General features: G+C 60.7%; 22 protein-coding genes. 11 read left to right on the plus strand and 11 right to left on the minus strand.

Annotated elements, in window-relative coordinates:
- Positions 1-4: 4 nt before the first annotated feature.
- A complete protein-coding gene (pncB, locus tag AC1Z1G_RS03035; protein WP_483624760.1) occupies positions 5-1,219 on the minus strand; it encodes a nicotinate phosphoribosyltransferase in 1,215 nt (404 codons plus the stop codon).
- Between the two features lie 278 nt (positions 1,220-1,497).
- The gene (locus tag AC1Z1G_RS03040) at positions 1,498-2,409 is read right to left on the minus strand and encodes a LysR family transcriptional regulator (protein ID WP_483624762.1); all 912 of its coding nucleotides are present in this window, start codon (positions 2,407-2,409) and stop codon (positions 1,498-1,500) included.
- A gap of 161 nt (positions 2,410-2,570) precedes the next feature.
- Between AC1Z1G_RS03040 and amaB the strand changes: the two genes are divergently transcribed.
- From amaB to AC1Z1G_RS03085, 9 genes are all read left to right on the plus strand, one after another.
- The gene (amaB, locus tag AC1Z1G_RS03045; RefSeq protein ID WP_483624764.1) at positions 2,571-4,061 is read left to right on the plus strand and encodes an L-piperidine-6-carboxylate dehydrogenase; all 1,491 of its coding nucleotides are present in this window, start codon (positions 2,571-2,573) and stop codon (positions 4,059-4,061) included.
- Positions 4,062-4,151: 90 nt separating this feature from the next.
- Entirely contained in the window at positions 4,152-5,435 is a 1,284-nt protein-coding gene (gene amaA, locus AC1Z1G_RS03050; RefSeq protein ID WP_483624766.1) for an L-pipecolate oxidase, read from the plus strand.
- 362 nt (positions 5,436-5,797) lie between these two features.
- Positions 5,798-6,931: a branched-chain amino acid ABC transporter substrate-binding protein gene (locus AC1Z1G_RS03055; protein ID WP_483624767.1), complete on the plus strand. Its 1,134-nt coding sequence runs from the start codon at positions 5,798-5,800 to the stop codon at positions 6,929-6,931.
- A gap of 170 nt (positions 6,932-7,101) precedes the next feature.
- Positions 7,102-8,016 (plus strand): ABC transporter permease subunit, encoded by a 915-nt coding sequence (locus AC1Z1G_RS03060; protein ID WP_347903663.1) that lies wholly within the window; start codon positions 7,102-7,104, stop codon positions 8,014-8,016.
- Positions 8,017-8,019: 3 nt separating this feature from the next.
- Positions 8,020-9,303 carry a high-affinity branched-chain amino acid ABC transporter permease LivM gene (livM, locus tag AC1Z1G_RS03065; protein WP_483624769.1) on the plus strand — a complete coding sequence of 428 codons (1,284 nt, stop codon included), beginning with the start codon at positions 8,020-8,022 and terminating at the stop codon, positions 9,301-9,303.
- The gene (locus AC1Z1G_RS03070) at positions 9,300-10,175 is read left to right on the plus strand and encodes an ABC transporter ATP-binding protein (protein ID WP_483624771.1); all 876 of its coding nucleotides are present in this window, start codon (positions 9,300-9,302) and stop codon (positions 10,173-10,175) included. The genes livM and AC1Z1G_RS03070 overlap by 4 nt, the downstream gene beginning before the upstream one ends.
- A complete protein-coding gene (locus AC1Z1G_RS03075) occupies positions 10,172-10,888 on the plus strand; it encodes an ABC transporter ATP-binding protein (RefSeq protein ID WP_483624773.1) in 717 nt (238 codons plus the stop codon). Before AC1Z1G_RS03070 ends, AC1Z1G_RS03075 begins: the two co-directional genes overlap by 4 nt.
- An 898-nt stretch (positions 10,889-11,786) precedes the next feature.
- On the plus strand, positions 11,787-12,557 hold the full coding sequence (locus AC1Z1G_RS03080) for an SDR family oxidoreductase (RefSeq protein ID WP_483624775.1): 771 nt from the start codon (positions 11,787-11,789) through the stop codon (positions 12,555-12,557).
- A 204-nt stretch (positions 12,558-12,761) separates the two neighbouring features.
- Positions 12,762-13,670 (plus strand): cation diffusion facilitator family transporter, encoded by a 909-nt coding sequence (locus tag AC1Z1G_RS03085; RefSeq protein WP_483624777.1) that lies wholly within the window; start codon positions 12,762-12,764, stop codon positions 13,668-13,670.
- A gap of 120 nt (positions 13,671-13,790) precedes the next feature.
- Here the strand turns inward: AC1Z1G_RS03085 and AC1Z1G_RS03090 are convergent, their stop codons facing one another.
- The 7 genes from AC1Z1G_RS03090 to AC1Z1G_RS03120 all read right to left on the minus strand — a co-directional run bounded on the left by AC1Z1G_RS03090 (position 13,791) and on the right by AC1Z1G_RS03120 (position 18,914).
- Complete coding sequence (locus AC1Z1G_RS03090; protein WP_483624779.1) at positions 13,791-14,924, minus strand: AGE family epimerase/isomerase; 1,134 nt, start codon at positions 14,922-14,924, stop codon at positions 13,791-13,793.
- A 174-nt stretch (positions 14,925-15,098) separates the two neighbouring features.
- Positions 15,099-15,671, minus strand: a complete 573-nt coding sequence (locus tag AC1Z1G_RS03095; RefSeq protein WP_483624780.1) for a HupE/UreJ family protein — start codon at positions 15,669-15,671, stop codon at positions 15,099-15,101.
- Between the two features lie 38 nt (positions 15,672-15,709).
- Positions 15,710-16,324: an urease accessory protein UreG gene (gene ureG, locus AC1Z1G_RS03100; protein WP_483624781.1), complete on the minus strand. Its 615-nt coding sequence runs from the start codon at positions 16,322-16,324 to the stop codon at positions 15,710-15,712.
- Between the two features lie 23 nt (positions 16,325-16,347).
- The gene (locus AC1Z1G_RS03105) at positions 16,348-17,022 is read right to left on the minus strand and encodes an urease accessory protein UreF (protein ID WP_483624783.1); all 675 of its coding nucleotides are present in this window, start codon (positions 17,020-17,022) and stop codon (positions 16,348-16,350) included.
- Positions 17,019-17,519 carry an urease accessory protein UreE gene (gene ureE, locus AC1Z1G_RS03110; RefSeq protein ID WP_483624785.1) on the minus strand — a complete coding sequence of 167 codons (501 nt, stop codon included), beginning with the start codon at positions 17,517-17,519 and terminating at the stop codon, positions 17,019-17,021. Before ureE ends, AC1Z1G_RS03105 begins: the two co-directional genes overlap by 4 nt.
- Positions 17,520-17,704: 185 nt before the next feature.
- Positions 17,705-18,337, minus strand: a complete 633-nt coding sequence (locus AC1Z1G_RS03115; RefSeq protein WP_483624787.1) for a TetR family transcriptional regulator — start codon at positions 18,335-18,337, stop codon at positions 17,705-17,707.
- A 157-nt stretch (positions 18,338-18,494) separates the two neighbouring features.
- Positions 18,495-18,914, minus strand: coding sequence for a hypothetical protein (locus AC1Z1G_RS03120; protein ID WP_483624788.1), 420 nt, complete (start codon positions 18,912-18,914; stop codon positions 18,495-18,497).
- Positions 18,915-19,303: 389 nt separating this feature from the next.
- Between AC1Z1G_RS03120 and AC1Z1G_RS03125 the strand changes: the two genes are divergently transcribed.
- Positions 19,304-21,379, plus strand: coding sequence for an AsmA family protein (locus AC1Z1G_RS03125; protein ID WP_483624789.1), 2,076 nt, complete (start codon positions 19,304-19,306; stop codon positions 21,377-21,379).
- Between the two features lie 112 nt (positions 21,380-21,491).
- Here the strand turns inward: AC1Z1G_RS03125 and AC1Z1G_RS03130 are convergent, their stop codons facing one another.
- Positions 21,492-22,022 carry a ferritin-like domain-containing protein gene (locus AC1Z1G_RS03130; RefSeq protein WP_483624790.1) on the minus strand — a complete coding sequence of 177 codons (531 nt, stop codon included), beginning with the start codon at positions 22,020-22,022 and terminating at the stop codon, positions 21,492-21,494.
- Positions 22,023-22,287: 265 nt separating this feature from the next.
- On the opposite strand from AC1Z1G_RS03130, the gene AC1Z1G_RS03135 reads away from it, so the two are divergent.
- On the plus strand, positions 22,288-23,178 hold the full coding sequence (locus AC1Z1G_RS03135) for an esterase/lipase family protein (RefSeq protein WP_483624792.1): 891 nt from the start codon (positions 22,288-22,290) through the stop codon (positions 23,176-23,178).
- A gap of 142 nt (positions 23,179-23,320) precedes the next feature.
- Here AC1Z1G_RS03135 and AC1Z1G_RS03140 read toward each other — a convergent pair whose 3' ends face one another.
- The gene (locus AC1Z1G_RS03140) at positions 23,321-24,196 is read right to left on the minus strand and encodes a DMT family transporter (protein WP_483624793.1); all 876 of its coding nucleotides are present in this window, start codon (positions 24,194-24,196) and stop codon (positions 23,321-23,323) included.
- Between the last annotated feature and the right edge of the window lie 24 nt (positions 24,197-24,220).

Below are 24,220 nucleotides of genomic sequence, written 5' to 3' on the forward strand. Positions count from 1 at the left end.
GAATTCACTCCTTGCTGGTGAGGGCAGGTACTTTGAAGACGTGGCGCAAATAGGCGACAAAATTCGGGTCTTTGCAGTGCGTCTTGCCCGATTCGTCGGAAATCTTGGCGACGGGCTCGCCGTTACAGGCAGCCATTTTAAGCACGATGCTCATCGGTTCGACACCAGGAATATCGCAGGTCAGGTTGGTGCCGATCCCGAAGCTGACATTGATCCGCCCGTGCAGCGCCCGGAAAATTTCCAGCGACTTGGGCAGCGTCAGGCTGTCGGAGAACACCAGCGTCTTGCTCATCGGGTCGATGCCGAGCTTGTGGTAGTGGGCAATGGCCTTCTCGGCCCACAGGATCGGGTCCCCGGAGTCATGCCGCAACCCGTCGAAGAGCTTGGCAAAATACAGGTCGAAGTCGCTGAGGAAGGCGTCGGTGGTGATGCAGTCGGTCAGGGCGATTCCCAGCAACCCCCGGTACTCGCGGACCCAGCAATCGAGCGCGGCGATCTGGCTGTCGATCAGGCGCGGGCCGAGTTGCTGGTGGGCCATGATCCATTCGTGGGCCATGGTGCCCAGCGGTTTCATGTTCAGCTCGCGCGCCAGGTGCACGTTGCTGGTGCCGACAAAGCGCCCTGGGAAGTCGTGCTTGAGCACGTTCACCACTTCTTCCTGCACGCGGTAAGAGAAGCGTCGACGGGTGCCGAAGTCAGCCACTTGCAGGTGCGACAGCTCGTCGGCGCTGGCATTGGCGCTCAGCCAGTCGAATTTGCGATAGAGCTGCTCGCGGGCTTGCTCCAGCACGGTTTCACGGTAGCGATAACGGTTGCGCACTTCGCTGACGATGGCCAGCAGCGGCACTTCGAACAGAATCACATGCAGCCACGGCCCGCGCAGGCGAATGAACAACTCGCCGTTCTCGATGCCGGTGTGGATGTAACGCAGGTTGAAGCGGAACAGCCCCAGGAATCGCAGGAAGTCTGGCTTCAGGAAACTGATGCGCTCCAGAAAACTCAACTGGTCGGCGCTCAGGCTCAACTCGGCCAGGCGCTCGATCTGAAAACGAATTTCCGCCAGATACGGGCGCAGGTCCTCGTTATTACGGCAGCGGAACTCCCATTCGACTTCAACGTTGGGGTAGTTGTGCAGCACCGCCTGCATCATGGTCAGTTTGTAGAAGTCGGTGTCGAGCAAGTTCTGCACGATGCGATCGGCAAACACACTCTCGCTCATAACGGGAATCTCCATGCTGGCCACTGCCGGGAGCGGTGGCCTTTGAGCTGTTTCAATGAATGGGCGTAGTGGCGCATATCGGTGGTAGGGATTGCCAGCGATTTTTTAGACGCAGGAGATCCTTGTGGCGAGGGAGCTTGCTCCCGCTCGGCTGCGAAGCAGTCAGTGAATTCTGTCGGATAGAGCGCAGCGTTTGTAGTTGGGGGCGCTTTGCACCCCAGCGGGAGCAAGCTCCCTCGCCACAGTGATTGTGTTTAGCCACAGGTTGTTGTGAGCCATTAAATGTGCGATGCATCCGGACTGTCGATCTGCTCCAGCATCCACTTCACGAAGTCCCGCACCTTGGGCACTTCCGCCGCATGCTCGGGGTAGGCCAGGTAATAGGCGTCCGTGCTGGGCATCGCGTGTTGCCACGGGATCACCAGTTTGCCGTCGGCCAGTTCTTCTTCCACCAGAAACCGTGGCAACAGCGCAACGCCACAGCCGACTTGCGCGGCGCGGATGCACATATAAAAGGTTTCGAAGCGCGGGCCGTGGTAGCTGTGCTCGGTCTGGTAACCCTGGCTGTCGAACCAGTCATGCCAGGCCTGTGGCCGCGAGGCGTTTTGCAGCAGCACCAGATCGCTGAGTTGGGTCGGGTCGGTGAACGGCTTGTCCGGCAGGCTGCCCGGTGCACAGACCGGTACAAGCTCTTCGCCGAACAGCTTCAGGCACTCGGTGCCGGGGCGTGAACCTTGGCCGAAGTAAAACGCCAGATCGCTGCGACCTTGCAACAGGTCGTCGGCCTCGTGTTCGTTGCACAGGTCCAGATGAATCTGCGGGTGACGCAGGCGCCAACCCTTGAGCCGTGGGACCAGCCAGCGAGCGCCGAAGGTCGACGGCGTGGACACCCGCAAGACTTCGGTCTCACCGCCGTAGGAGCGCAGGTAGTGGGTCGACATCTCTACTTGTGTGAGAATTTTTCGTACCTCAACCAGGTACAGATCCCCGGCCGGGGTCATTTGCAGGCGTCGGCGGATGCGCCGGAACAGCAAGTGTTGCAGCAGCTCTTCGAGTTGCGCGACTTGCTTGCTCACGGCGCTCTGGGTCAGGTTCAACTCTTCGGCGGCGCGGGTGAAACTCAAATGGCGAGTGACGGCCTCGAAGCACTGCAGCGCGGTGATCGACGGCAAGTGACGTTTATTCAGCATGGGTAGGCCCTTGTTCTTGTTGTGACGCTTTGCATGAATAAACGGAATGATATCTCGCTTAAAGGTCGTTTGTTGAGACGTCTGCGGGCAGCTACAACTACAGGTCTGATCAGCCGTGTATTCCGGCTGCCCGAATCTGCATTTTGCTTGAGGACTCCCCCATGGTTGCCGCATTGCTTGATCGTCTTGGCGTAAACCCGGCCCTGTACCAGAACGGCAAACAGCCGGTGCATTCCCCCATTGACGGCAGCCGCATTGGCGCCGTGAACTGGGAGGGCGCCGCCGAAGTCGAGCAGCACATCAGTCGTGCAGATCATGCGTTCGAGTTGTGGCGCAAGGTTCCGGCACCGCGCCGTGGCGAACTGGTGCGTCAGTTGGGCGACATTCTGCGCGAATACAAGGCCGACCTCGGTGAGCTGGTGTCCTGGGAGGCCGGCAAGATCACTCAGGAAGGCCTGGGTGAAGTTCAGGAAATGATCGACATCTGCGACTTCGCTGTCGGCCTGTCCCGTCAGCTCTACGGCTTGACCATCGCTTCCGAGCGCCCGGGCCATCACATGCGCGAGTCCTGGCATCCGCTGGGCATCGTCGGCGTCATCAGCGCCTTCAACTTCCCGGTCGCGGTCTGGGCCTGGAATGCCACGCTGGCCCTGGTGTGCGGCAACCCGGTGATCTGGAAACCGTCCGAGAAAACCCCGCTCACCGCCCTGGCCTGTCAGGCATTGTTTGAGCGTGTACTGAAAAACTTCAGCGACGCACCACCGTATCTGAGCCAGGTGATCATTGGCGGTCGCGACGCCGGTGAGGCCTTGGTGGACGATCCGCGCGTGGCGTTGATCAGCGCCACTGGCAGCACCCGCATGGGCCGCGAAGTGGCACCGAAAATTGCCGCACGTTTCGCCCGCAGCATTCTGGAACTGGGCGGTAATAACGCAATGATCCTCGGCCCAAGTGCTGATCTGGACATGGCGGTACGGGCGATCCTGTTCAGTGCGGTCGGCACGGCGGGTCAGCGCTGCACCACACTGCGCCGGTTGATTGCCCATGAGTCGGTGAAGGAAGAGATTGTCACCCGCTTGAAAGCCGCTTATTCCAAGGTACGCATCGGCCATCCGCTGCAAGGCAACCTGGTCGGCCCGCTGATCGACAGGCACAGTTTTGAAAGCATGCAGGATGCGCTGGAGCAGGCGTTGAGCGAGGGCGGCCGGGTGTTTGGCGGCAAGCGTCAGCTCGAAGACACGTTCCCGAATGCCTATTACGTCTCGCCGGCTATCGTCGAAATGCCGGAGCAGAGCGACGTGGTGTGCAGTGAAACCTTCGCACCGATTCTGTACGTGGTCGGCTACACCGACTTCGCTGATGCACTGCGCCTGAACAACGCGGTGCCACAAGGGTTGTCGTCGTGCATTTTCACCACCGATGTGCGTGAAGCCGAGCAGTTCATGTCGGCAGTGGGCAGCGACTGCGGCATCGCCAACGTCAACATTGGCCCGAGCGGCGCGGAAATCGGCGGCGCGTTTGGCGGTGAGAAAGAAACCGGCGGCGGTCGCGAGTCCGGCTCCGATGCGTGGCGCGGTTACATGCGCCGCCAGACCAACACCGTGAACTACTCGCTGGAGTTGCCGTTGGCCCAGGGCATTACATTTGATTAAGCAGCCTCAAGCTGCAAGCCTCAAGCTTCAAGCAAATCGGCTTGCAGCTTGAAGTTTGTGGCTCGCCGCTGCTCCGACGAGGAGCTTGCAATGCCGTTATCGGACGAGTGTTTATGGGAAAAACTGACGCCGCAACGGCCAGACCGGGCGGCGCTCAGGGGCGAGGTCCGCGCGGATGTGTGCGTGATCGGCGCAGGCTTCACCGGGTTGTCGGCCGCCGTGCATTTGCTGGAACAGGGCAAAAGTGTCTGCGTGCTGGAGGCTCAGCGCTGTGGGCAGGGCGGTTCGGGGCGTAACGTCGGGCTGGTGAATGCCGGGATGTGGATTCCCCCGGACGAGATCGAAGCCGGTTTTGGCGAAGTGGTCGGCAGCCAGCTCAACCGCATGCTTGGTGCGGCGCCGTCGCTGGTGTTCAGCCTGATCGACAAGTACCACATCGACTGCCAGTTGCGCCGCGAAGGCACACTGCATATGGCGCACAACGCCCGTGGCGAAGCCGATTTGCGCAGCCGTGAAGAACAATGGAAGCGTCGTGGCGCGCCGGTCGAGTTGTTGACGGGTGCCGCGTGCGAGCAGGCCACGGGCACTAAAAAGATCGCCGCCGCGTTGCTTGACCGCCGCGCCGGTACGCTCAACCCGATGGCGTACACCAGTGGCCTGGCCAAAGCGGCGGCTGATCTGGGAGGGCAGTTGTTTGATCATTCAGCGGTCACCCGGCTGGAGCGCCAGGGCCAACGCTGGTCGGTGCAAACTGCTGAAGGTGCAGTGTCGGCCGAGCAAGTGGTGATTGCCTCCAACGCCTACACCGAAGGTGACTGGACCGAGTTGCGGCGCAACTTCTTCCCCGGTTACTACTATCAGGTTGCGTCCGTTCCGTTGACCGAAGACGCCGCCCAACAGATTTTGCCGGGCGGCCAGGGCTCCTGGGACACCCGTCAGGTGCTCAGCAGCATTCGCCGCGACAGCCAGGGGCGCCTGCTGCTGGGCAGCCTGGGCAACGGCAACCAGAAACCAACGTGGTTCCTCAAAGCCTGGGCCGATCGGGTTCAGCAGCACTACTTTCCCTATCTCAAACCGGTGGAATGGGAGTGCACCTGGACCGGGTGCATCGCCTTCACCCCCGACCACTTGATGCGTTTGTTCGAGCCTGCGCCTGGTTTGGTGGCGGTCACCGGTTACAACGGCCGTGGCGTGACCACCGGCACCGTCGTTGGCAAAGCCTTCGCCGACTACCTGTGCCACGGGAACCCTCAAGTCTTGCCAATTCCTTTTGCCCCTATGCAGCCATTGGCAGGCGTCGGGTTGCGTAGCTGTTTGTATGAAGCAGGGTTTTCCCTCTATCACGCCGGGCAGTGCCTGCGCATTGTCATATAGCGGTGTGAATTTGTTGCCGGGAGCGGCGCTTTTCCGTGCAACGACTAGCCTTCAATGGTGCGGGTTGTAGCAGTTGCGCACCAGCAGTGTGCAGTTCGGTGACGCAGGCTGTTACACGGCGGTTGCACGTCGTTCGGCGCTGCGGTTGCAGTGATGGCGCGAGTGGGTTGCGCCATCAAAAAATAATGGTTTCACCTTCCGCGGTTTAGACGGTTGCACGTCCAATGAAAATGGGCCAGAAACAGTCGAAATAACAAAAAAGCAGCGACGTTTTGAAGAACAAAAAACCGATGGCACGGCCCTTGCTCTGAGCATTCAGAGAAGTCGCAATGCCAACTAAAAAAACCTTGGAGCACCACCTCATGTCCCAGACGTTTTACAAAAAAGGCTTTGTAGCCCTCGCAGTGGCAGCTGCGCTGGGTGTTTCTGCGTTTGCTCAGGCTGATATCAAAATTGGTGTTGCTGGCCCCATGACAGGTCCTAGCGCGGCATTTGGCGAGCAGTACATGAAGGGTGCGCAGGCAGCGGCGGATGCGGTCAACGCGGCAGGTGGGGTAAACGGCGAAAAAATCGTCCTGGTCAAAGGCGATGACGCCTGCGAGCCAAAACAGGCTGTGTCGGTCGCCAAGGACCTGACCAACCAGAAAGTCGCCGGTGTGGTCGGGCACTTCTGCTCGTCTTCGACCATTCCCGCGTCCGAGATCTACGACGAAGCCGGGATCATTTCGATTACTCCAGGCTCCACCAACCCCAAGGTGACCGAGCGCGGCCTGAGCGCCATGTTCCGCATGTGCGGGCGTGACGACCAGCAGGGCATCGTGGCGGGCGACTACATCGTCGACGTGCTCAAAGGCAAGAAAGTGGCGGTGCTTCATGACAAGGACACGTACGGTCAGGGTTTGGCGGATGCCACCAAGGCCCAGTTGGAAAAGCGCGGCGTGAAACCGGTGCTGTATGAAGGTTTGACCCGTGGCGAAAAAGACTTCAGCGCAGTCGTCACCAAGATCCGTGGCACCGGGGCCGATGTGGTCTATTTCGGCGGCCTGCACCCGGAAGCCGGCCCACTGGTTCGCCAACTACGTGAACAGGGTCTGAAGGATGTCACCTTCATGTCCGATGACGGCATCGTTACCGACGAACTGGTGACCACCGCAGGTGGCGCGCAATACGTCGACGGCGTGCTGATGACCTTCGGTGCCGACCCGCGCCTGCTGCCGGACAGCAAGGCGGTGGTCGACAAGTTCCGTGCCTCCGGCTACGAGCCTGAAGGCTACACCTTGTATGCCTATGCCTCGATCCAGACCCTGGCCGCCGGTTTCAACGGTGCCAAGTCCAACAAGGGTGAAGATGCCGCCAAATGGCTGAAAGCCAACCCGGTCAAAACCGTGATGGGCGAAAAATCCTGGGACAGCAAGGGCGACCTGAAGGTCTCGGACTACGTGGTGTACCAGTGGGACAAGAGCGGCAAATACCATCAGCTGGAAAAACAGAAGTGATCTGAACGCCTGATCCGGCCGGCCCCCTCGGGGGCCGGCCGTTTACCGCGTGTCCGTGCAGTACCTGTCTTTTCTCCTAGAGCTGCACCTCTGGGTGTTGCGCGGATGGCTGAACCCCACGCCGTCGCAGCAGCCACGTGTGCCGTCTCTCAAGTGCGTGAGATTGCGTTATGGATGGTATTTTCCTGCAGCAACTGGTCAACGGCCTGACCCTCGGGTCGGTCTATGGCCTGATCGCCATCGGCTACACAATGGTCTACGGCATCATCGGCATGATCAACTTCGCCCACGGCGAGGTTTACATGATTTCTGCTTACCTGGCGGCAATCAGTCTGGCTCTGCTGGCTTACTTCGGTATTGAATCCTTCCCGCTGTTGATGCTCGGCACACTGGTCTTCACCATCGTGGTCACGGGGGTGTATGGCTGGGTCATCGAACGTATCGCGTATAAACCGCTGCGCAACTCCACCCGGCTGGCGCCGCTGATCAGCGCCATCGGTATTTCCCTGATCCTGCAAAACTATGCACAGATCAGCCAGGGCACCCGCCAACAAGGCGTTCCGACGCTGCTGACCGGCGCCTGGCGGATCGATATCGGAACGGGCTTCGTCCAGCTGACTTACACCAAGATCTTCATTCTGGTTGCAGCGTTCCTCGGGATGGCCCTGCTGACCTACGTCATCAAGTACACCAAGCTCGGCCGCATGTGCCGCGCCACCCAGCAAGACCGCAAGATGGCCTCGATTTTGGGGATCAACACCGACCGGGTGATTTCCTACGTATTCATCATCGGTGCGGCCATGGCGGCGCTGGCGGGTGTGCTGATCACCATGAACTACGGCACCTTCGACTTCTACGCAGGCTTCGTCATCGGCATCAAGGCGTTCACCGCCGCGGTGCTGGGCGGTATCGGTTCGCTGCCCGGGGCCATGCTTGGCGGGATCATCCTGGGGATCTCCGAGTCGTTGTTTTCCGGCCTGATCAACTCGGACTACAAGGACGTATTCAGCTTCTCGCTGCTGGTGCTTGTTCTGGTCTTTCGGCCTCAAGGCCTGCTTGGTCGTCCTCTTGTGTCGAAGGTGTAAGCGATGTCTTCAACCCATAAAAAATCGATCGATATCAAAAAAAGTGTGGTCGAAGCGATTCTTGCCGGCCTGATTGCGGTGATCGTGTTCGGCCCGATTGTTGGCGTCGTACTGGATGGCTACAGCTTCAACCTGGAACCCAAGCGGGTCGCCTGGATTGTGGCGGCGGTGATGCTCGGGCGTTTTGCGCTGAGCCTGTTCCTGCAAACCCCCAGGGGCCGGGTGATTCTGGAGGGCTTTGAAACCACCGGCTCCGGTGTGCACGTACAGGCACCGGACTACAAATCACGGTTGCGCTGGATCATCCCGCTGTTGATCGTCATTGCCGTGGTGTTTCCGGTGTTCGCCAACTCCTACCTGCTGGGGGTGGTCATCCTCGGCCTGATCTACGTGTTGCTGGGCCTGGGCCTGAACATCGTGGTTGGCCTGGCCGGTCTGTTGGACCTGGGTTACGTGGCGTTCTATGCCATCGGCGCCTATGGCCTGGCGCTGGGTTACCACTACCTCGGGCTGGGCTTCTGGACGGTTCTGCCACTGGCGGCCATCACTGCCGGGCTGGCCGGTTGCATCCTCGGGTTCCCGGTGTTGCGCCTGCATGGCGACTACCTGGCCATCGTGACCCTGGGCTTCGGTGAAATCATTCGCCTGATCCTCAACAACTGGCTGTCACTGACCGGTGGCCCGAACGGCATGGCCGCGCCGCTGCCGACCTTCTTCGGCCTGGAGTTCGGCAAGCGGGCGAAAGATGGCGGGGTGCCGTTCCATGAGTTTTTCGGGATCGCCTACAACCCCGATGTGAAGTTCTACTTCATTTACGCGGTGCTGTTCCTGGTGGTGCTGTTCGTGCTCCACGTTAAAAACCGCCTGACACGCATGCCCGTGGGCCGTGCCTGGGAAGCGCTGCGTGAAGATGAAATCGCCTGCCGTGCCATGGGCCTGAACCATGTGCTGGTGAAACTCTCGGCGTTCACTTTGGGCGCATCGACTGCCGGCCTGGCCGGGGTGTTTTTCGCTACCTATCAGGGCTTCGTCAACCCGACCTCGTTCACCTTCTTCGAGTCGGCACTGATCCTCGCCATCGTGGTACTCGGCGGCATGGGCTCGACCATCGGTGTGGTCATCGCCGCGTTCGTGTTGACGGTCGCGCCTGAACTGCTGCGCAGCTTTGCCGAGTACCGGGTGCTGCTGTTCGGCATTCTCATGGTGTTGATGATGATCTGGCGACCGCGCGGCCTGATTCGTATCAGCCGTACCGGTGTGACCCCACGTAAGGGAGTGGCACCATGAGTGATGAAATCGTTCTGAAGGTTGAAAACCTGATGATGCACTTCGGCGGCATCAAGGCCCTGAGTGACGTCAGCCTGCAAGTCAAACGCAACTCGATCTTCGCCCTGATCGGCCCCAACGGAGCGGGCAAGACCACGGTATTCAACTGCCTGACCGGTTTCTACAAGGCCTCCGGTGGGCATATCGAGTTGAACGCGCGCGGTGAGAAAACCAACGTCATCAAAATGCTCGGGGAACCGTTCAAGGCGACTGACTTCGTGTCGCCCAAAAGCTTCGCCAGTCGGCTCTTCTACAAGATGTTCGGGGGGACGCACCTGATCAACCGTGCCGGGCTGGCACGGACTTTCCAGAACATCCGCCTGTTCAAGGAAATGTCGGTGCTGGAGAACCTGCTGGTGGCCCAACACATGTGGGTCAACCGCAACATGCTGGCCGGCGTCCTCAACACCAAGGGTTATCGAAAGGCTGAAAGCGATGCGTTGGACCACGCTTTTTACTGGCTGGAGGTGGTGAACCTGGTGGACTGTGCCAACCGTTTGGCCGGTGAGCTGTCCTACGGCCAGCAACGGCGTCTGGAGATTGCCCGGGCCATGTGCACGCGGCCGCAGATCATCTGCCTCGACGAACCGGCCGCCGGCCTTAACCCTCAGGAAACCGAAGCGCTGAGCGCGATGATCCGGCTGCTGCGTGACGAGCATGATCTGACCGTGGTGCTGATCGAACATGACATGGGCATGGTAATGAGTATTTCCGACCACATCGTGGTACTGGACCACGGCAACGTGATCGCCGAGGGTGGGCCTGAAGCGATTCGCCACGATCCGAAAGTGATTGCCGCCTACCTGGGTGCCGACGAAGAGGAGGTGGTATGACTCAACCGATCCTCGAACTCAAAGAACTGGACGTGTTCTACGGACCGATCCAGGCCCTGAAAAAAGTTTCGTTGCACATCAACGAAGGGGAAACCGTCAGCCTGATCGGCTCCAACGGCGCCGGCAAGTCGACCTTGCTGATGTCGATTTTCGGTCAGCCGCGAGCCGCCGACGGGCAGATTATCTACCGGGGCGTGGACATCACCCACAAGTCGTCCCACTACATCGCGTCCAACGGTATCGCGCAGTCGCCGGAAGGGCGACGGGTGTTCCCCGACATGACGGTCGAAGAAAACCTGCAGATGGGCACCATCCCGATTGGGGACCAGTACGTCACCGAAGACATGCAGCGGATGTTCGAGCTGTTTCCGCGGCTCAAGGAACGGCGCAATCAACGGGCGATGACCATGTCCGGTGGCGAACAGCAAATGCTCGCCATCGCCCGCGCCCTGATGAGCCGCCCCAAGTTACTGTTGCTCGATGAGCCAAGCCTGGGGTTGGCGCCGATCGTGGTGAAACAGATCTTCGCCACTCTGCGCGAGCTGGCGGGCACCGGCATGACTATCTTCCTGGTGGAGCAGAACGCCAACCATGCCCTTCGGCTCTCGGACCGGGCGTATGTGATGGTCAACGGCGAGATCCGCCTGAGCGGCACCGGCAAGGAGCTGCTGGTGAACGAGGAGGTGCGTAACGCCTACCTGGGCGGGCACTGAGTCACTGTTGAACTATCCACAGCCCCGGAGCGCAATCGCCGGGGCTTTTTTACACCTCCCCCCTGCCGGATCGAACCGGCATCGCGATGCAGCACATCCAGCATTGAAGAGACCAAACCACCGCTATCGTCGGATCGCCGCCCGGAGCAGGCTCGATCCCACAAGATGTCAGTGGTGCCCTTTCGGTGAATTGTGGAAAACAATATTCGCAACCTGCTAAAGCGCGACATAAAGACGCTGCAATTGGCTGTTTTTCCACAGCTTTGACTTGTCCCCGTTTGCTGTGGAGCTGGCTGTGGGTAACGTGGGTGCAACTGTCTACAGGCCTTGATTGGCGTGGTGTGTGGCGTTGTGGCTGTTTTTTGATCAGGCGTTTTTCCATGACCCTGAGCCGCGCTTGTCAACCTTTTTATTGTCGATGCTGCGCGGGTGAAAAGAGCGCGGCGAGCCTGTGGATAAGTCTGTGGTTAAACTCTGGAAAGACTCGGGAAAGCACCGTGGTTACTGGCGTGGAGCCATCGCTCATTTGACTGGCCGGTCGCGTCTGTGGGCGATGCCTGCACGCGGGGGTATCACGGGTCAAGCAAAAAACTTTCGAATCACCCCGCAAAGCCTTGTGGATAGCGCTTCTTGCGGTTTGGCACTTGCCCCCAAAGACTGTGGACGGGGTTGTGGATAAGGTGCGTGCAGGTGGCTGCAAGCCCCGGTGGACATGGCGCTGAAGGCGTTGAGCGTTTTTTGTACAGTTGGCAGGCCCGGTCACACCGGCCTCGGCGGCGACAGTGGCCCACGGTGCTCAATTGCCGAGCGCCAGTTGCCGCTGTTTGTCAGGCCGGGCATGCTGCCAGCTGAATGTTTATTTCAATGGCTGCGCATCAGCCCAACTGAGGAGAACACGATGTCCAACACCCTGTTTATTACTGGCGCGACGTCCGGTTTTGGTGAAGCCTGTGCCCGCCGTTTTGCCGAGGCGGGTTGGAAGTTGGTACTGACAGGCCGTCGTGAGGAACGCCTCAATGCCTTGTGCGCCGAATTGTCGAAGCAGACTGAGGTCCATGGCCTGGTGCTCGACGTGCGTGATCGCAAGGCCATGGAAAACGCCATTGCCAACCTGCCGCCGTCCTTCACCACCCTGCGCGGGCTGATTAACAACGCGGGCCTGGCCCTGGGCGTGGACCCTGCGCCCACGTGCGATCTGGATGACTGGGACACCATGGTCGACACCAACATCAAAGGCCTGATGTACAGCACTCGCCTGCTGTTACCGCGCTTGATCGCCCATGGTCGTGGCGCCGGGATCATCAACCTTGGCTCCATCGCCGGCAACTACCCGTACCCTGGCAGCCACGTTTATGGCGCGAGCAAGGCTTTCGTCAAACAGTTCTCGCTGAACCTGCGTTGCGACCTGCAAGGCACGGGCGTGCGGGTCAGCAACATCGAGCCGGGCCTGTGTGAAAGCGAGTTTTCGCTGGTGCGTTTCGCCGGTGATCAGGCCCGTTACGACGCGACCTATGCCGGCGCCGAGCCGATCCAGCCGCAGGACATCGCCGAAACGATCTTCTGGGTGCTCAATGCTCCGGCGCACATCAACATCAACAGCCTGGAGCTGATGCCGGTGAGCCAGACCTGGGCTGGGTTCTCCATTGAGCGCAATGGTGGCAAGGCTTAAGACCGCGTTATCGTTCTTCGCGAGCAAGCCCGCTCCCACAGGGGAAATGTGTTGTGTCCAGTATTGCAGACACTCCACAGATGCAATGTGGGAGCGGGCTTGCTCGCGAAGGCGCCGGAACAGGTAAAACATGACATAAGGTAGACTCCCCTCCCAACAACCTCACCGCACCCCGCGGTGTTCAAGGTTTTCAGAGGAGGCTACGTGAGTAACCGAGGTGAGCAGGTACTGCTCAAACAATCGACGATTCTGATGTTCGCCGTGGCGATCGCCGGCATTGTCACTGGGTTTGTTTCCGGATCCCAATCCATCCTGTTCGATGGTTTCTTTTCTTTGATCGCGACCTTCATCAAGGTCCTGATGCTGATTACCGCCAAGCTGATTGCCAAGCAAAGCAACCAGCGCTTCCAGTTCGGCTACTGGCACCTGGAGCCGATGGTCCTGTTGATCGAAGGCAGCTTCCTGGTGCTGATTGCGATCTACGCTTTTCTCAACGGCGTGTTCGGCATCATCAACGGTGGCCGCGAGATCGAGCTAGGGCTGGTGATTATCTATGCGGCGGTGTTTACCGTTGTCGAGTTCGCCTATTTCTTCTACGTCCGTTATCGCAACCGTAAGCTGAAATCGTCGCTGATCCAGTTCGACAACATCAGTTGGCTGGTGGACGCGATGCTGTCGGTTGGCTTGTTGGTGAGCTTCCTCACCGCGTTGCTGCTCAAGACCCAGGGGTATGGCGAGTGGGCGGTCTACGTCGACCCGTTGATCCTGATTCTGCTGGCCCTGAGCATGCTCGCACCGGCGTTGAAGATTCTTAAACCGGCGCTGCGCGATGTGCTGGGGATTGCCCCGGACCAACTCGACGACACGGTGCGTCAGGTGATGGACGAGGCCAAGGCCGAGCATGGCTTTGCCGACTACATCTCCTATGTGCAGAAGCATGGGCGGGCGCGGTTTATCGAGATTCATGTGGTGTTGCCGGCCGACTACCGACTGGACAACGTGACCACGCTGGATGCGCTCCGTGACCAGATCTCGGCGAAGCTCGGCAAGCCGGATGCGGCGCGCTGGCTGACGATCAGTTTTACCGGTGATCGCAAGTGGATTGCGGGCTGAGTCGGTGAGCTGTGGCGAGGGAGCTTGCTCCCGTTCGGGTGCGAAGCCGCCTGCGGTGTGCCTGACAAAATCAGGGGCTGCTGCGGCAGCCCAGCGGGAGCACGCTCCCTCGCCACAGGGTTAGCGCAGATATTCAACCAGGCCGCGATAGCAGGTCGCCAAGTGGTAAGGCGTGGTTGACGGCATGTCACGGCGGCTGACTGCGCCGTTGGCGTCCAGGCATTCGTACCAGCCACCGGCATGCAGGAAGCGCTGCTGCAACGCACGCAACTGGCGCGCAATCAACGCTTCGCTGTCCGGGCGCAGGGTCAGGGCACGCAGATATTCGGCCTGGGCCCAGATACGCTGGGTTTCATCGCGAGGCCGACCGTCCAGGTTAGGGTCGAGCATGGCGCGCACGGCGCCGGTCTGGTCATTGACCCCTTGCTGCTCGGTCGCGCCGAAGGCTCGGGTCAAGGATGTGTGCAGTTTCGAGCCGCGCAGCAACGGCGAAGACTCCAACAGGAAAAACCACTCGAACTGGTGCCCAGGTTCAAACCAGTTGTCCTCGAGCCCCAGCGGTTTTTCCATCATCACGCCGTCATCGGGGTGGATAAAGCGCTTGTACAGGCCGTCGCACAGGGCGACAAGGGCGCTTTGCACGGCAGCATCTTCACGGACCGAGAGGGTCGCGAGGAAGGCTTCGGCCAGGTGCATCAAGGGATTCTGCAAGGGCCCGACATTGAGCGCCGACCAGTCGCGATCCAGGCTCGCCTCGTACAGTCCGCCCTCAATGGCGAAGCGCTGGGCAATCACTTCCAGCGCGGCATTGAGCACCGACTCCACCAGCGGCTCGCGCACCTTGCCCCAGTAATGGGCGCAGGCGAACAGGATGAAGGCGTGGGTGTAGAGGTCTTTGCGCTGATCCAGCGGCGCGCCGTGGGCATCGATGCTGTAGAACCAGCCGCCGTGTTCGGCATCGTGGAAGTGCCGCTGCAAGGAGCGGAACAATGCAGCGGCGCGCTCTTCGGCGGCCGGCACTTCGCCGATCAGGCTGGAAAACAGGTACAGCTGTCGCGCGCAGGCCATGGCCCGGTAGCGCTGGGGCGGCAATGGCCGGTGTTCGGCGTCCAGCGCCTCATACGGCAACGCCATGTCTGCATTCCAGCCGGGGCCTTGCCAGAGCGGCACGATGACGTCCCGAAAATGCTGCTGCACCGTGGCGAACAGGGCGGTCAATTCAGGCTGGGGGGCAGAGCGGGGAGCATGAGGCATTGGCTGGCGTCGTCACGGCGGGAGTGTTTGCGCGACATGGTAGCAGGCCTGAGAGAAGCAGTGTCTGTCCGGCCCTCATCGCGAGCAGGCTCGCTCCCTCACTAGCCCTGCGCACACAGTTCCATTGTGGGCGCGAGCCTGCTCGCGATGGGGTCGGTACTGACGATAGAAAACTCAGCCGGCGAGCAACCAGACGCCGGTCGCCGCCGACGCTGCACCCGCCACCCGAACCAGCGGCGCCGCCGCTTGCGGCAACACGCGTACCACCGCATAACCCGCCGCATGCAAAGCCGCCGTCGCGGCGACAAAGCCGATCGCATAGGTCCAGGGGCTGGACATGTCCGGCAGTTCCAGGCCGTGAGCCACGCCGTGGAACAACGCAAACAGCGCGGTGGCGGCGATGGCCAGGCTCAAGGGCGGCCGCACGGCCAGCGCCACGGCCAGGCCCAGCGCCAGCACCGACGCGGCAATCCCGTTTTCCAGCGCCGGCAGGTTCAAACCTTCAAACCCCAGCATGCCGCCGATCAGCATGGTGGCGACGAACGTACACGGCAGCGCCCAACGTGCTGCGCCTTGTTGCTGCGCGGCCCACAACCCGACAGCGAGCATCGCCAGCAAGTGGTCGAGCCCGCCAATCGGGTGGCTGATGCCGGCCAGCAAACCGTTGTCGCCATGGCCGGGGTGGGCGAAGGCCAGTGCCGGTGTGAGCAGCAGGGTTGCAGCGGCGAATAGGCGTTTGAGTGTCATGGATAAGCTTCCTTGTTGATAACCCGTGTGGATAAGTCTCAGGCGGTGGTCAGCAGCCCCTGGCGTTCGATGAAGGCAATGATTTCTTCAAGTCCCTGGCCGGTTTTCTGATTACTGAAGACAAACGGCTTGCCGTTGCGCATGCGTCGGGTGTCGCTGTCCATCAACGAAAGTGATGCGCCCACCAGCGGCGCCAGGTCGATCTTGTTGATCACCAGCAGGTCGGATTTGCAGATTCCCGGCCCGCCCTTGCGCGGCAGCTTGTCGCCAGCCGAGACGTCGATCACGTAGATCGTCAGGTCCGAGAGTTCCGGGCTGAAGGTGGCCGACAGGTTATCGCCGCCGGACTCCACCAGAATCAGGTCCAGCCCCGCAAAGCGCCGGTTCAGTTGATCCACCGCTTCAAGGTTGATCGAGGCGTCTTCGCGGATCGCCGTGTGCGGGCAGCCACCGGTTTCCACGCCGATGATCCGCTCGGGGGCGAGGGCTTCGTTGCGCACCAGAAAGTCGGCGTCTTCGCGGGTGTAGATGTCGTTGGTGACCACTGCCAGGTTGTAGCGATCACGCAACGCCAGGCACAAGGCCAGGGTGAGGGCGGTTTTGCCGGAACCGACCGGGCCGCCGATGCCAATGCGCAGAGGTTGTGCGTTCATGTGATTCTCCAAAATAACAGGCCCTAGGAACGAAACAGGCGGCTGTACTGGCGCTCATGGGCCATGCACGCCAGGGACAGGCCGAAAGCGGCGCTGCCGTAATGGTCGGGGTCGATGCTTGAGGCGTTCTGCTGCGCTTGTTGCAGCAGCGGCAGCAGTTCGCTGGTGAGGCGTTGCGCGGCTTGCTGGCCCAGCGGCAGGGTTTTCATCAGCACCGCGAGCTGGTTTTCCAGCCAGCTCCAGAGCCAGGCAGCCAGCGCGTCTTGCGGGCTGATCTGCCAGGCGCGGGCGGCCAGCGCCCAACCGAGGGCCAGATGGGGCTCGCCGTGTTGTGCAAGAAACGCACGGGCGGCGTCATCAAGTTCCGGCAAGCCGTTGAGCAGTTGTTGCAGGGAGTAGCCCATTTGCCGGCTCTCTTGATGCAACTCGCGGGTTTCGCGGCTGGCGCGGTGTTCTTCACCGCGTTGGCGCAACGCGGGCCAGTCTTCGCAGGCCGCAGCGGTGCAATGGGCAAACAGCAGTGGCGCCTCGAAGCGCGCCAGGTTCAGCAGGAGTTGGTCGCTGATCCAGCGCCTGGCAGAGGTCGGGTCGCTGACACGGCCGTTGTCCACCGCCATTTCCAGACCTTGTGAATAGCTGTAGCCGCCAATCGGCAATTGCGGGCTGGCCAGGCGCAGCAGCGCCCAGGCCGGGTTCATAAACGCACGCCGAACTGGTGCAGTTTCGGCGGATAGTTGAAGTCTTCGTCGCCGTGCCGTGAATGATGATGACCGCCACCGTAAGCACCGTGTTCCGGCTGGAACGGGGCTTCGATGCTGTCGGTGCGGGCGCCCAGTTGTTCGAGCATGGCTTTGAGCACGTAGTCGTCGAGCAGTCGCAGCCAACCGTCACCGACTTGCAATGCAACGTGGCGATTGCCCAGGTGATACGCGGCGCGGGTCAATTCCAAGGCATTGGCGCAGGTGACGTGCAACAAGTGTTCGGGGCGGGCGCACACCCGCACCACGCGGCCGTCTTCGGCTTGCAGGCATTCGCCATCATGCAGTGGCGGCTGACCGCGCTCCAGAAACAACCCGACGTCTTCACCTTCGGCACTGAAACAGCGCAGGCGGCTTTTACTGCGCGCCTCGAAGTTCAGGTGCAATTCGGCGGCCCAGAGGGGTTGAGGGTCGATTCTGCGGTGAATCACCAGCATCGGAAGGCTTCCTTGCAAAGGACAATGCTCAGGCTAGAGCAAGGGGCTTGCCAATCGGACGAGACGTAGGAAATCCCTGACAGAGCGTAGTAGGTGTTTCAAGATGTTGCAGGATTTTGGGTGGTGTTGGTGCGTGAAGGACTCTTAATGCACCAAATGTGGGAGCGGGGCCGCTCCCACAGGGGTTACTCGGTACTGCCCAGCCCTTGCCAGTGCTTGAGGCCGATAAAGATAAAACGCAGTTGCTGCGTAATCTTCACCTGGGGCGTCAGGTGTTCGGGCAAGGCTTCGGCGGGCGGGTCGATGATGTCCGGCAGGGTCGCGAACACACTTTTGACGATCAGGTCGGCCATGACACTTAAACCGGCGAGATCGAGGTGTTGCAGCTTGGGCATCAACGAGAGGTCGGCCGCCAGGTCGGAGCTGATGTTGTCGCGCAGCGTACCAATGGCCAGGCGCACCGGCAGCGAGCCGCCATATTGTTCGCGCGCCAGAAACAGGAATTGCGAGCGGTTGGCTGCAACCACATCGAGAAAGATCCGCACCGAAGCGTCGATGATCCCGCCCATGACGAATTCATTGTGGCGCACCAGCCGGATGGTTTCGCGGAAGGTCTGGCCGACTTCACTGACCAGTTCCAGCCCCAACTGATCCATATCGGCAAAGTGCCGGTAGAAACCGGTGGGCACGATCCCTGCGGTTCTCGCCACTTCGCGCAGGCTCAGGCTGCCGAATCCACGTCCACCTTCCATCAGGTGGCGGGCAGCATCCATGAGGGCGTTGCGGGTCTGTTGTTTCTGTTCGGCGCGGGGCAGCATCGGGAGGCTGATTTCTGATCAAGGACAGCGGCGCACTCTAGCAAATCAGCTTTGTCGGCGTCGAACTTGCGTAGGGCGATTGTGCGAAGGAAGTGCTGCTTATAGAAAGTCAAAGCCCGATCCAGGGATCGGGCTTTTTTCCAGGGCCGCCATGGGCTCAGCTCACAGCGCTGTTGCGTTCGATCACACGGTCACCACCACCTTCGGCGACGGTTTGGCCTTGTGGGGTGCGGTCATAGCCATCTTCAACCAGGCCTTTCTCTTCGAGGCGATCACGGCCACCTTCGGCGACGGTCTGACCTTGTGGGGTGCGGTCGTAGCCATCTTCAACCAGGCCTTTTTGTTCAAGGCGATCACGGCCGCCTTCAGCGACGGTTTGACCTTGTGGGGTGCGGTCATAGCCATCTTCAACCAGGCCTTTCTGTTCAAGGCGATCACGACCCCCTTCAGCGACGGTTTGAGTGAAAACCGAGTGGCTGTCTTTGACTTGAGGGGTTGCTTGCTCGGCGGCTGGCAGGGCGAACGCGTTGGCGGCCAGAATCGAGAGGGTCAGGCCAAGCAGTAATGGGCGTTTCATGATGGGGTGCTCCTTGGAAGGGCGATAAAGTGGGTACGGAGGCAATGCTACTCTCGATAAGTCGATATAAAAGTTCATAAAGACAATGGTAATAATCAACAGAATTGATTGTTCTGCGAAACGGCTCTAGACCGGGCGTTTCCGGCGGGTGCTTTTGCACTGAGGTGGGTATTTTCGACTCACTTGCGCATCGCAAGTGTGCGCAAGCGGTAACGCAGAGTTGGCTGGTCGGTCAGAAATCGACCGATTATTTCGCCCGGAAGGGGCATTTACGATTAAACCTGTGGGCTATTTGCCAGTCGTAGTCTCCATCGTCGGTCAGTTTTTGGCCTACCGTTCATAGGTGCGTCGCAGGTCGGGCGCTCAGTTGTCATCAGGAGTCCTGTGCAATGACGCGCACTCGTAAAATTCTGGCCTGGACCTTCACCAGCCTCGTGGTGCTGTTTGCCTTGCTGGTTCTGCTCATCGTGTTTTTCGACTGGAACCGGATCAAACCCCCGCTCAATGCCAAGGTGTCCGAAGAGCTGCACCGTGCGTTCGCCATCAATGGCAACCTCGCCGTGGTCTGGCAGCGTGAGGCTGACGAAGGCGGTTGGCGGGCCTGGGTGCCGTGGCCGCACGTGGTGGCTGAAGACTTGAGCCTAGGCAACCCAGAGTGGTCGAAACAGCCACAAATGGTCACGCTCAAGCGGGTTGAACTGCGGATTTCACCGCTGGCCCTGCTGGCGCAACGCGTGGTCATCCCGCGCATCGACCTGACGCAGCCCACTGCCGACCTGCAACGCCTGGCCGACGGTCGTGCCAACTGGGCGTTCACGCTTGATCCCAAAGACCCGAACGCTGAACCGTCCAACTGGGTGGTGGACATCGGCGCAATCGGTTTCGACAAGGGCCACGTCACCCTTGACGATCAAAGCCTGAAAACCCGACTCGACCTGTTGATCGACCCGTTGGGCAAGCCGATTCCGTTCAGTGACATCGTTGGCGACAGAGCGGCTAAAAAAGCCCTGGAAAAAGGCTCGGCCCCCCAGGATTACGCGTTCGCACTGAAGGTAAATGGTCAGTACCACGGTCAAAAACTCACGGGGCAGGGCAAGATCGGTGGCTTGCTGGCGTTGCAGGATGCGGCCAAGCCGTTTCCGTTGCAGGCACAAGCGACCATCGGCGACACCCGCATCGAACTGGCCGGCACCCTGACCGATCCACTGAACCTCGGTGCGCTGGACCTGCGGCTGAAACTGGCCGGTTCCAGCCTGGGTAACCTCTATCCCTTGACCGGCGTGACCCTGCCGGACTCACCGCCGTATGCCACGGACGGTCACTTGATCGCCAACCTGCATGAACCGGACGGTGCGACGTTCCGTTATGAAGCGTTCAACGGCACCATCGGCGGCAGTGATGTTCACGGCGACCTGGCGTATGTCGCCAGCCAGCCACGGCCCAGGCTCAGCGGGGCACTGGTTTCCAATCAATTGTTGTTCGCCGACCTCGCGCCGCTGATCGGCGCCGACTCCAACGCCAGGCAAAAGGCCCGCGGCGGTGAAAGCAAGCAACCGGCGGACAAGGTGCTGCCGGTCGATGCGTTCCGCACCGAGCGCTGGCGTGACATGGATGCGGATGTCGAGTTCACCGGCAAGCGTATTGTCCACAGCGAAAAACTGCCGTTCACGGACCTCTACACCCACGTGGTGCTCAGCGACGGCCAACTCAGCCTGGAGCCCCTGCGCTTTGGCGTGGCGGGCGGGAAGCTGGAGGCGCAGATTCGCCTCGACGGGCGCACCACGCCGCTGGAAGGCCAGGCCAAATTGACGGCGCGCGGCTTCAAGCTCAAGCAGTTGTTCCCGACCTTCGAACCGATGAAAACCAGCTTCGGTGAACTCAACGGTGACGCCGACATTGCCGGCACGGGCAACTCGGTGGCGGCGTTGCTGGGCAGTGCCAAGGGTGACGTGAAGATGCTGATCAATGACGGGGCAATCAGCCGTGAATTGATGGAACTGGCGGGGCTCAACGTCGGCAATTACGTGGTCGGCAAAATCTTTGGCGACAAGGACGTGAAGATCAACTGTGCGGCGGCAGACTTCGGGGTCAAGAGCGGTCTGGCGACCACCCGCCTGTTCGTGTTCGATACCGAGAACGCCATCATCTACATCGACGGCACGGCGAACATGGCCAGCGAACAACTGGACCTGACCATCACGCCGCAATCCAAGGGCTGGCGGCTGATCTCCCTGCGTTCACCGCTGTATGTGCGCGGCAAGTTCATCAAGCCGGAGGCGGGCGTGAAAGGTGTACCGTTGATGCTGCGGGGCGCCGGGATGGTGGCGCTCGGCGTGATTGCCGGGCCCGCGGCCGGGCTGCTTGCACTGGTCGCACCGAGCGGTGGGGAGCCGAATCAATGCGCGCCGTTGCTGGCACAAATGAAAGAAGGCAAGGCCCCGGTGACGGTCCAACCCACCCGGTAATGGGCTGTCTGTCTCGGCCCATCGCGAGCAGGCTCTCTCCCTCCCTTGACCTGTTGAACACCGCAGATCAGAGGTGGGAGCGAGCCTGCTCGCGATGGCGGTCGTGCAGTGCTTACAAATCCTTCAGGATGTCCGCCATGTCATCGGCGTGTTCTTCTTCCTGGGCCAGGATGTCTTCGAAGATCCGCCGGGTGGTGGGGTCTTTTTCGCCAATGTACTGGATGATTTCGCGGTAGCTGTCGATGGCGATGCGTTCGGCCACCAGGTCTTCGTAGACCATCTCCCTGAGTGTATTACCAGCCACGTACTGGGCGTGGGAGTTCTTGGACAGCAGGTCGGGGTTGAACTCCGGTTCGCCGCCCAGTTGCACGATGCGCTCGGCCAGTTTGTCGGCATGTTCGGCTTCCTGAGTGGCGTGTTCCAGGAACTCATCGGCGGCCACGGCGGCTTTCAAGCCGTTGGCCATGAAGTAGTGCCGTTTGTAGCGCAGCACGCACACCAGTTCGGTGGCCAGCGACTCGTTGAGCAAGCGCAGGACCTCCTTGCGATCAGCGCTGTAGCCTTCGGTCACGGCGCCATTCTCGACATGTTTGCGGGCGCGTTTGCGCAGGGTGCTTACATCTGACAATTGCAGGTCACTCATCTCGATCTCCTCGGGCTATCGGCGGTTCTCCACGCTCTGTTGGCGTGATCGCTACTTAAGGTGTGAGTGATGAACGCGGCGAAAAGTTTTATCCGATTGACCACAAACGGTCAGGACTGCTCATGGCCTCGACCACCGGGCGAGGCGTGAGGGTTTGAAGCCAGAGTTCTTGAGTGTCATAGACTGGACGTAAAGGTGTCATCTTCGATGGCGATGCTCGTGGCCGATGCCTTGGCCCACTCTCTGTTCACAAGGATGTTTGCCCATGTCGCAAGCGACTGCCACGCGTTACCCGTTGGTGCTGGTGCCGGGAATGCTCGGGTTTATCCGGCTGCTGTTCTATCCGTACTGGTTCGGGATCGTCTCGGCGTTGCGCCGGGGCGGGGCGGTGGTGTTTGCGGTGCAGGTTTCCCCTATCAACTCCAGCGAGGTGCGTGGTGAGCAGTTGCTGACGCGCATCGAGGCGATTTTGCGTGAGACCGGTGCGCAAAAGGTCAATCTGTTTGGTCACAGCCAGGGTTCACTGACCGCCCGTTATGCCGCCGCCAAGCGGCCGGACTGGGTGGCGTCGGTCACCTCGGTCGCCGGTCCCAACCATGGCTCGGAACTGGCGGATTATCTGCAAAAGAACTACCCGCACGACAGCGCGAAGGGCCGTGTGCTGAGTGTCGTATTGCGCGCGGTGGCGTGGGTGATGGGCGTGCTGGAAACCGGTTGTCGCGGGCCGAAGCTGCCGGTGGATGTCCACGCCTCGCACCAATCGCTGACCACTGAAGGGGTGGCGCTGTTCAATCAACGTTATCCACAGGGCTTGCCGGATACCTGGGGCGGGCAGGGCCCGGAGGTGGTCAACGGCGTGCGCTACTACTCCTGGTCCGGCACCTTGCAACCGGGCAAGACCGACCGCGGCGGCAACCTGTTCGACGGCACCAACCGCAGTTGCCGGTTGTTCGCCCGCACCTTCGTGCGCGAGGCCGGACATTGCGATGGCATGGTCGGGCGCTACAGCTCACACCTGGGCACGGTGATCGGGGATGAATACCCGCTCGATCACTTTGACATCGTCAACCAGTCACTGGGGCTGGTGGGCAAGGGGGCCGACCCGGTACGGCTGTTCGTTGAACATGCGCAGCGGTTGAAGGCAGCCGGCGTGTAGCCGTTTTTGTGGCGAGGGAGCTTGCTCCCGCTCGAGCGCGAAGCGGTCGCAAACCAGGCGATCCTGGACACAGGCCTCAGGGTTGCTGCGCAAGCGAGCGGGCCACCAACCCAGCGGGAGCAAGCTCCCTCGCCACAGAAGTTCAAGCGCGGCCAAGCACCGTGGTCCAGCGCTCGGAAAGAATCACCCCGCCCAATGTCAGCAAGCCACCGACCAGGTGATACAGCGCCAATTGTTCATGCAGCACCACGGCGGCGATCAGCGCGGTAATCAGCGGCAGCAGGTTGAAGAACAACGTGGTCCGGCTCGGCCCCAGGCGCACCACCGCTTGCATCCACGCCAGTGGGGCAGCCATTGAGGCCAGCAGGCAGGCATACAGCACCAGCGGAATGTTCTGCAGGGTCGGGCCGACTTTCGGCGAGGCCAGGAACAGCGGAAACAGCACCACCACCGCCACCAGCACCTGTAAGTACAGCAACACCAGCGGTGGCAGACGCAACTGCCATTTTTTCAGCAGGGTGCTGTAGATCGCATACGCCAGCGTGGCGATCAGCATCATCGCGTCGCCCAGGTTGACGCCATGCTCCAGCAGCGTGCCGAGGCTGCCGGACGACACCACCACCAGTACCCCGGCAAACGACAACACCGCGCCGGCCAGTGCGCCGGCAGTCAGGCGCTGGCCGAGGCTGACAATCGCCATGGCCAATGACATCAACGGCATCAGCGACAGGATGATGCCCATGTTGGTGGCCGAGGTCATCGTCGCGGCGAAGTAGGCCAGGCTCTGATACACCGCCATGCCTAGCACGCCAAGGACGAAGATCTTGCCCAGGTTCGGGCGAATCACCGCCCAGTGCGTCATCACCGGTTTGAGCATGAACGGGGTGAACAGCATCCCGGCGAGCAGCCAGCGATAGAAACCGATCTCGGCCGGGAAGATTGCGCCGACCGCCAGTTTGTTGATCACGGTGTTGCCGGCCCAGATGAAAATGGCCAGCAAGGGATAAGCGTATTGCATGAGGGGAAACCAGAGCGTTAATGA

The organism is Pseudomonas sp. JL27(2026) (assembly GCF_056933555.1).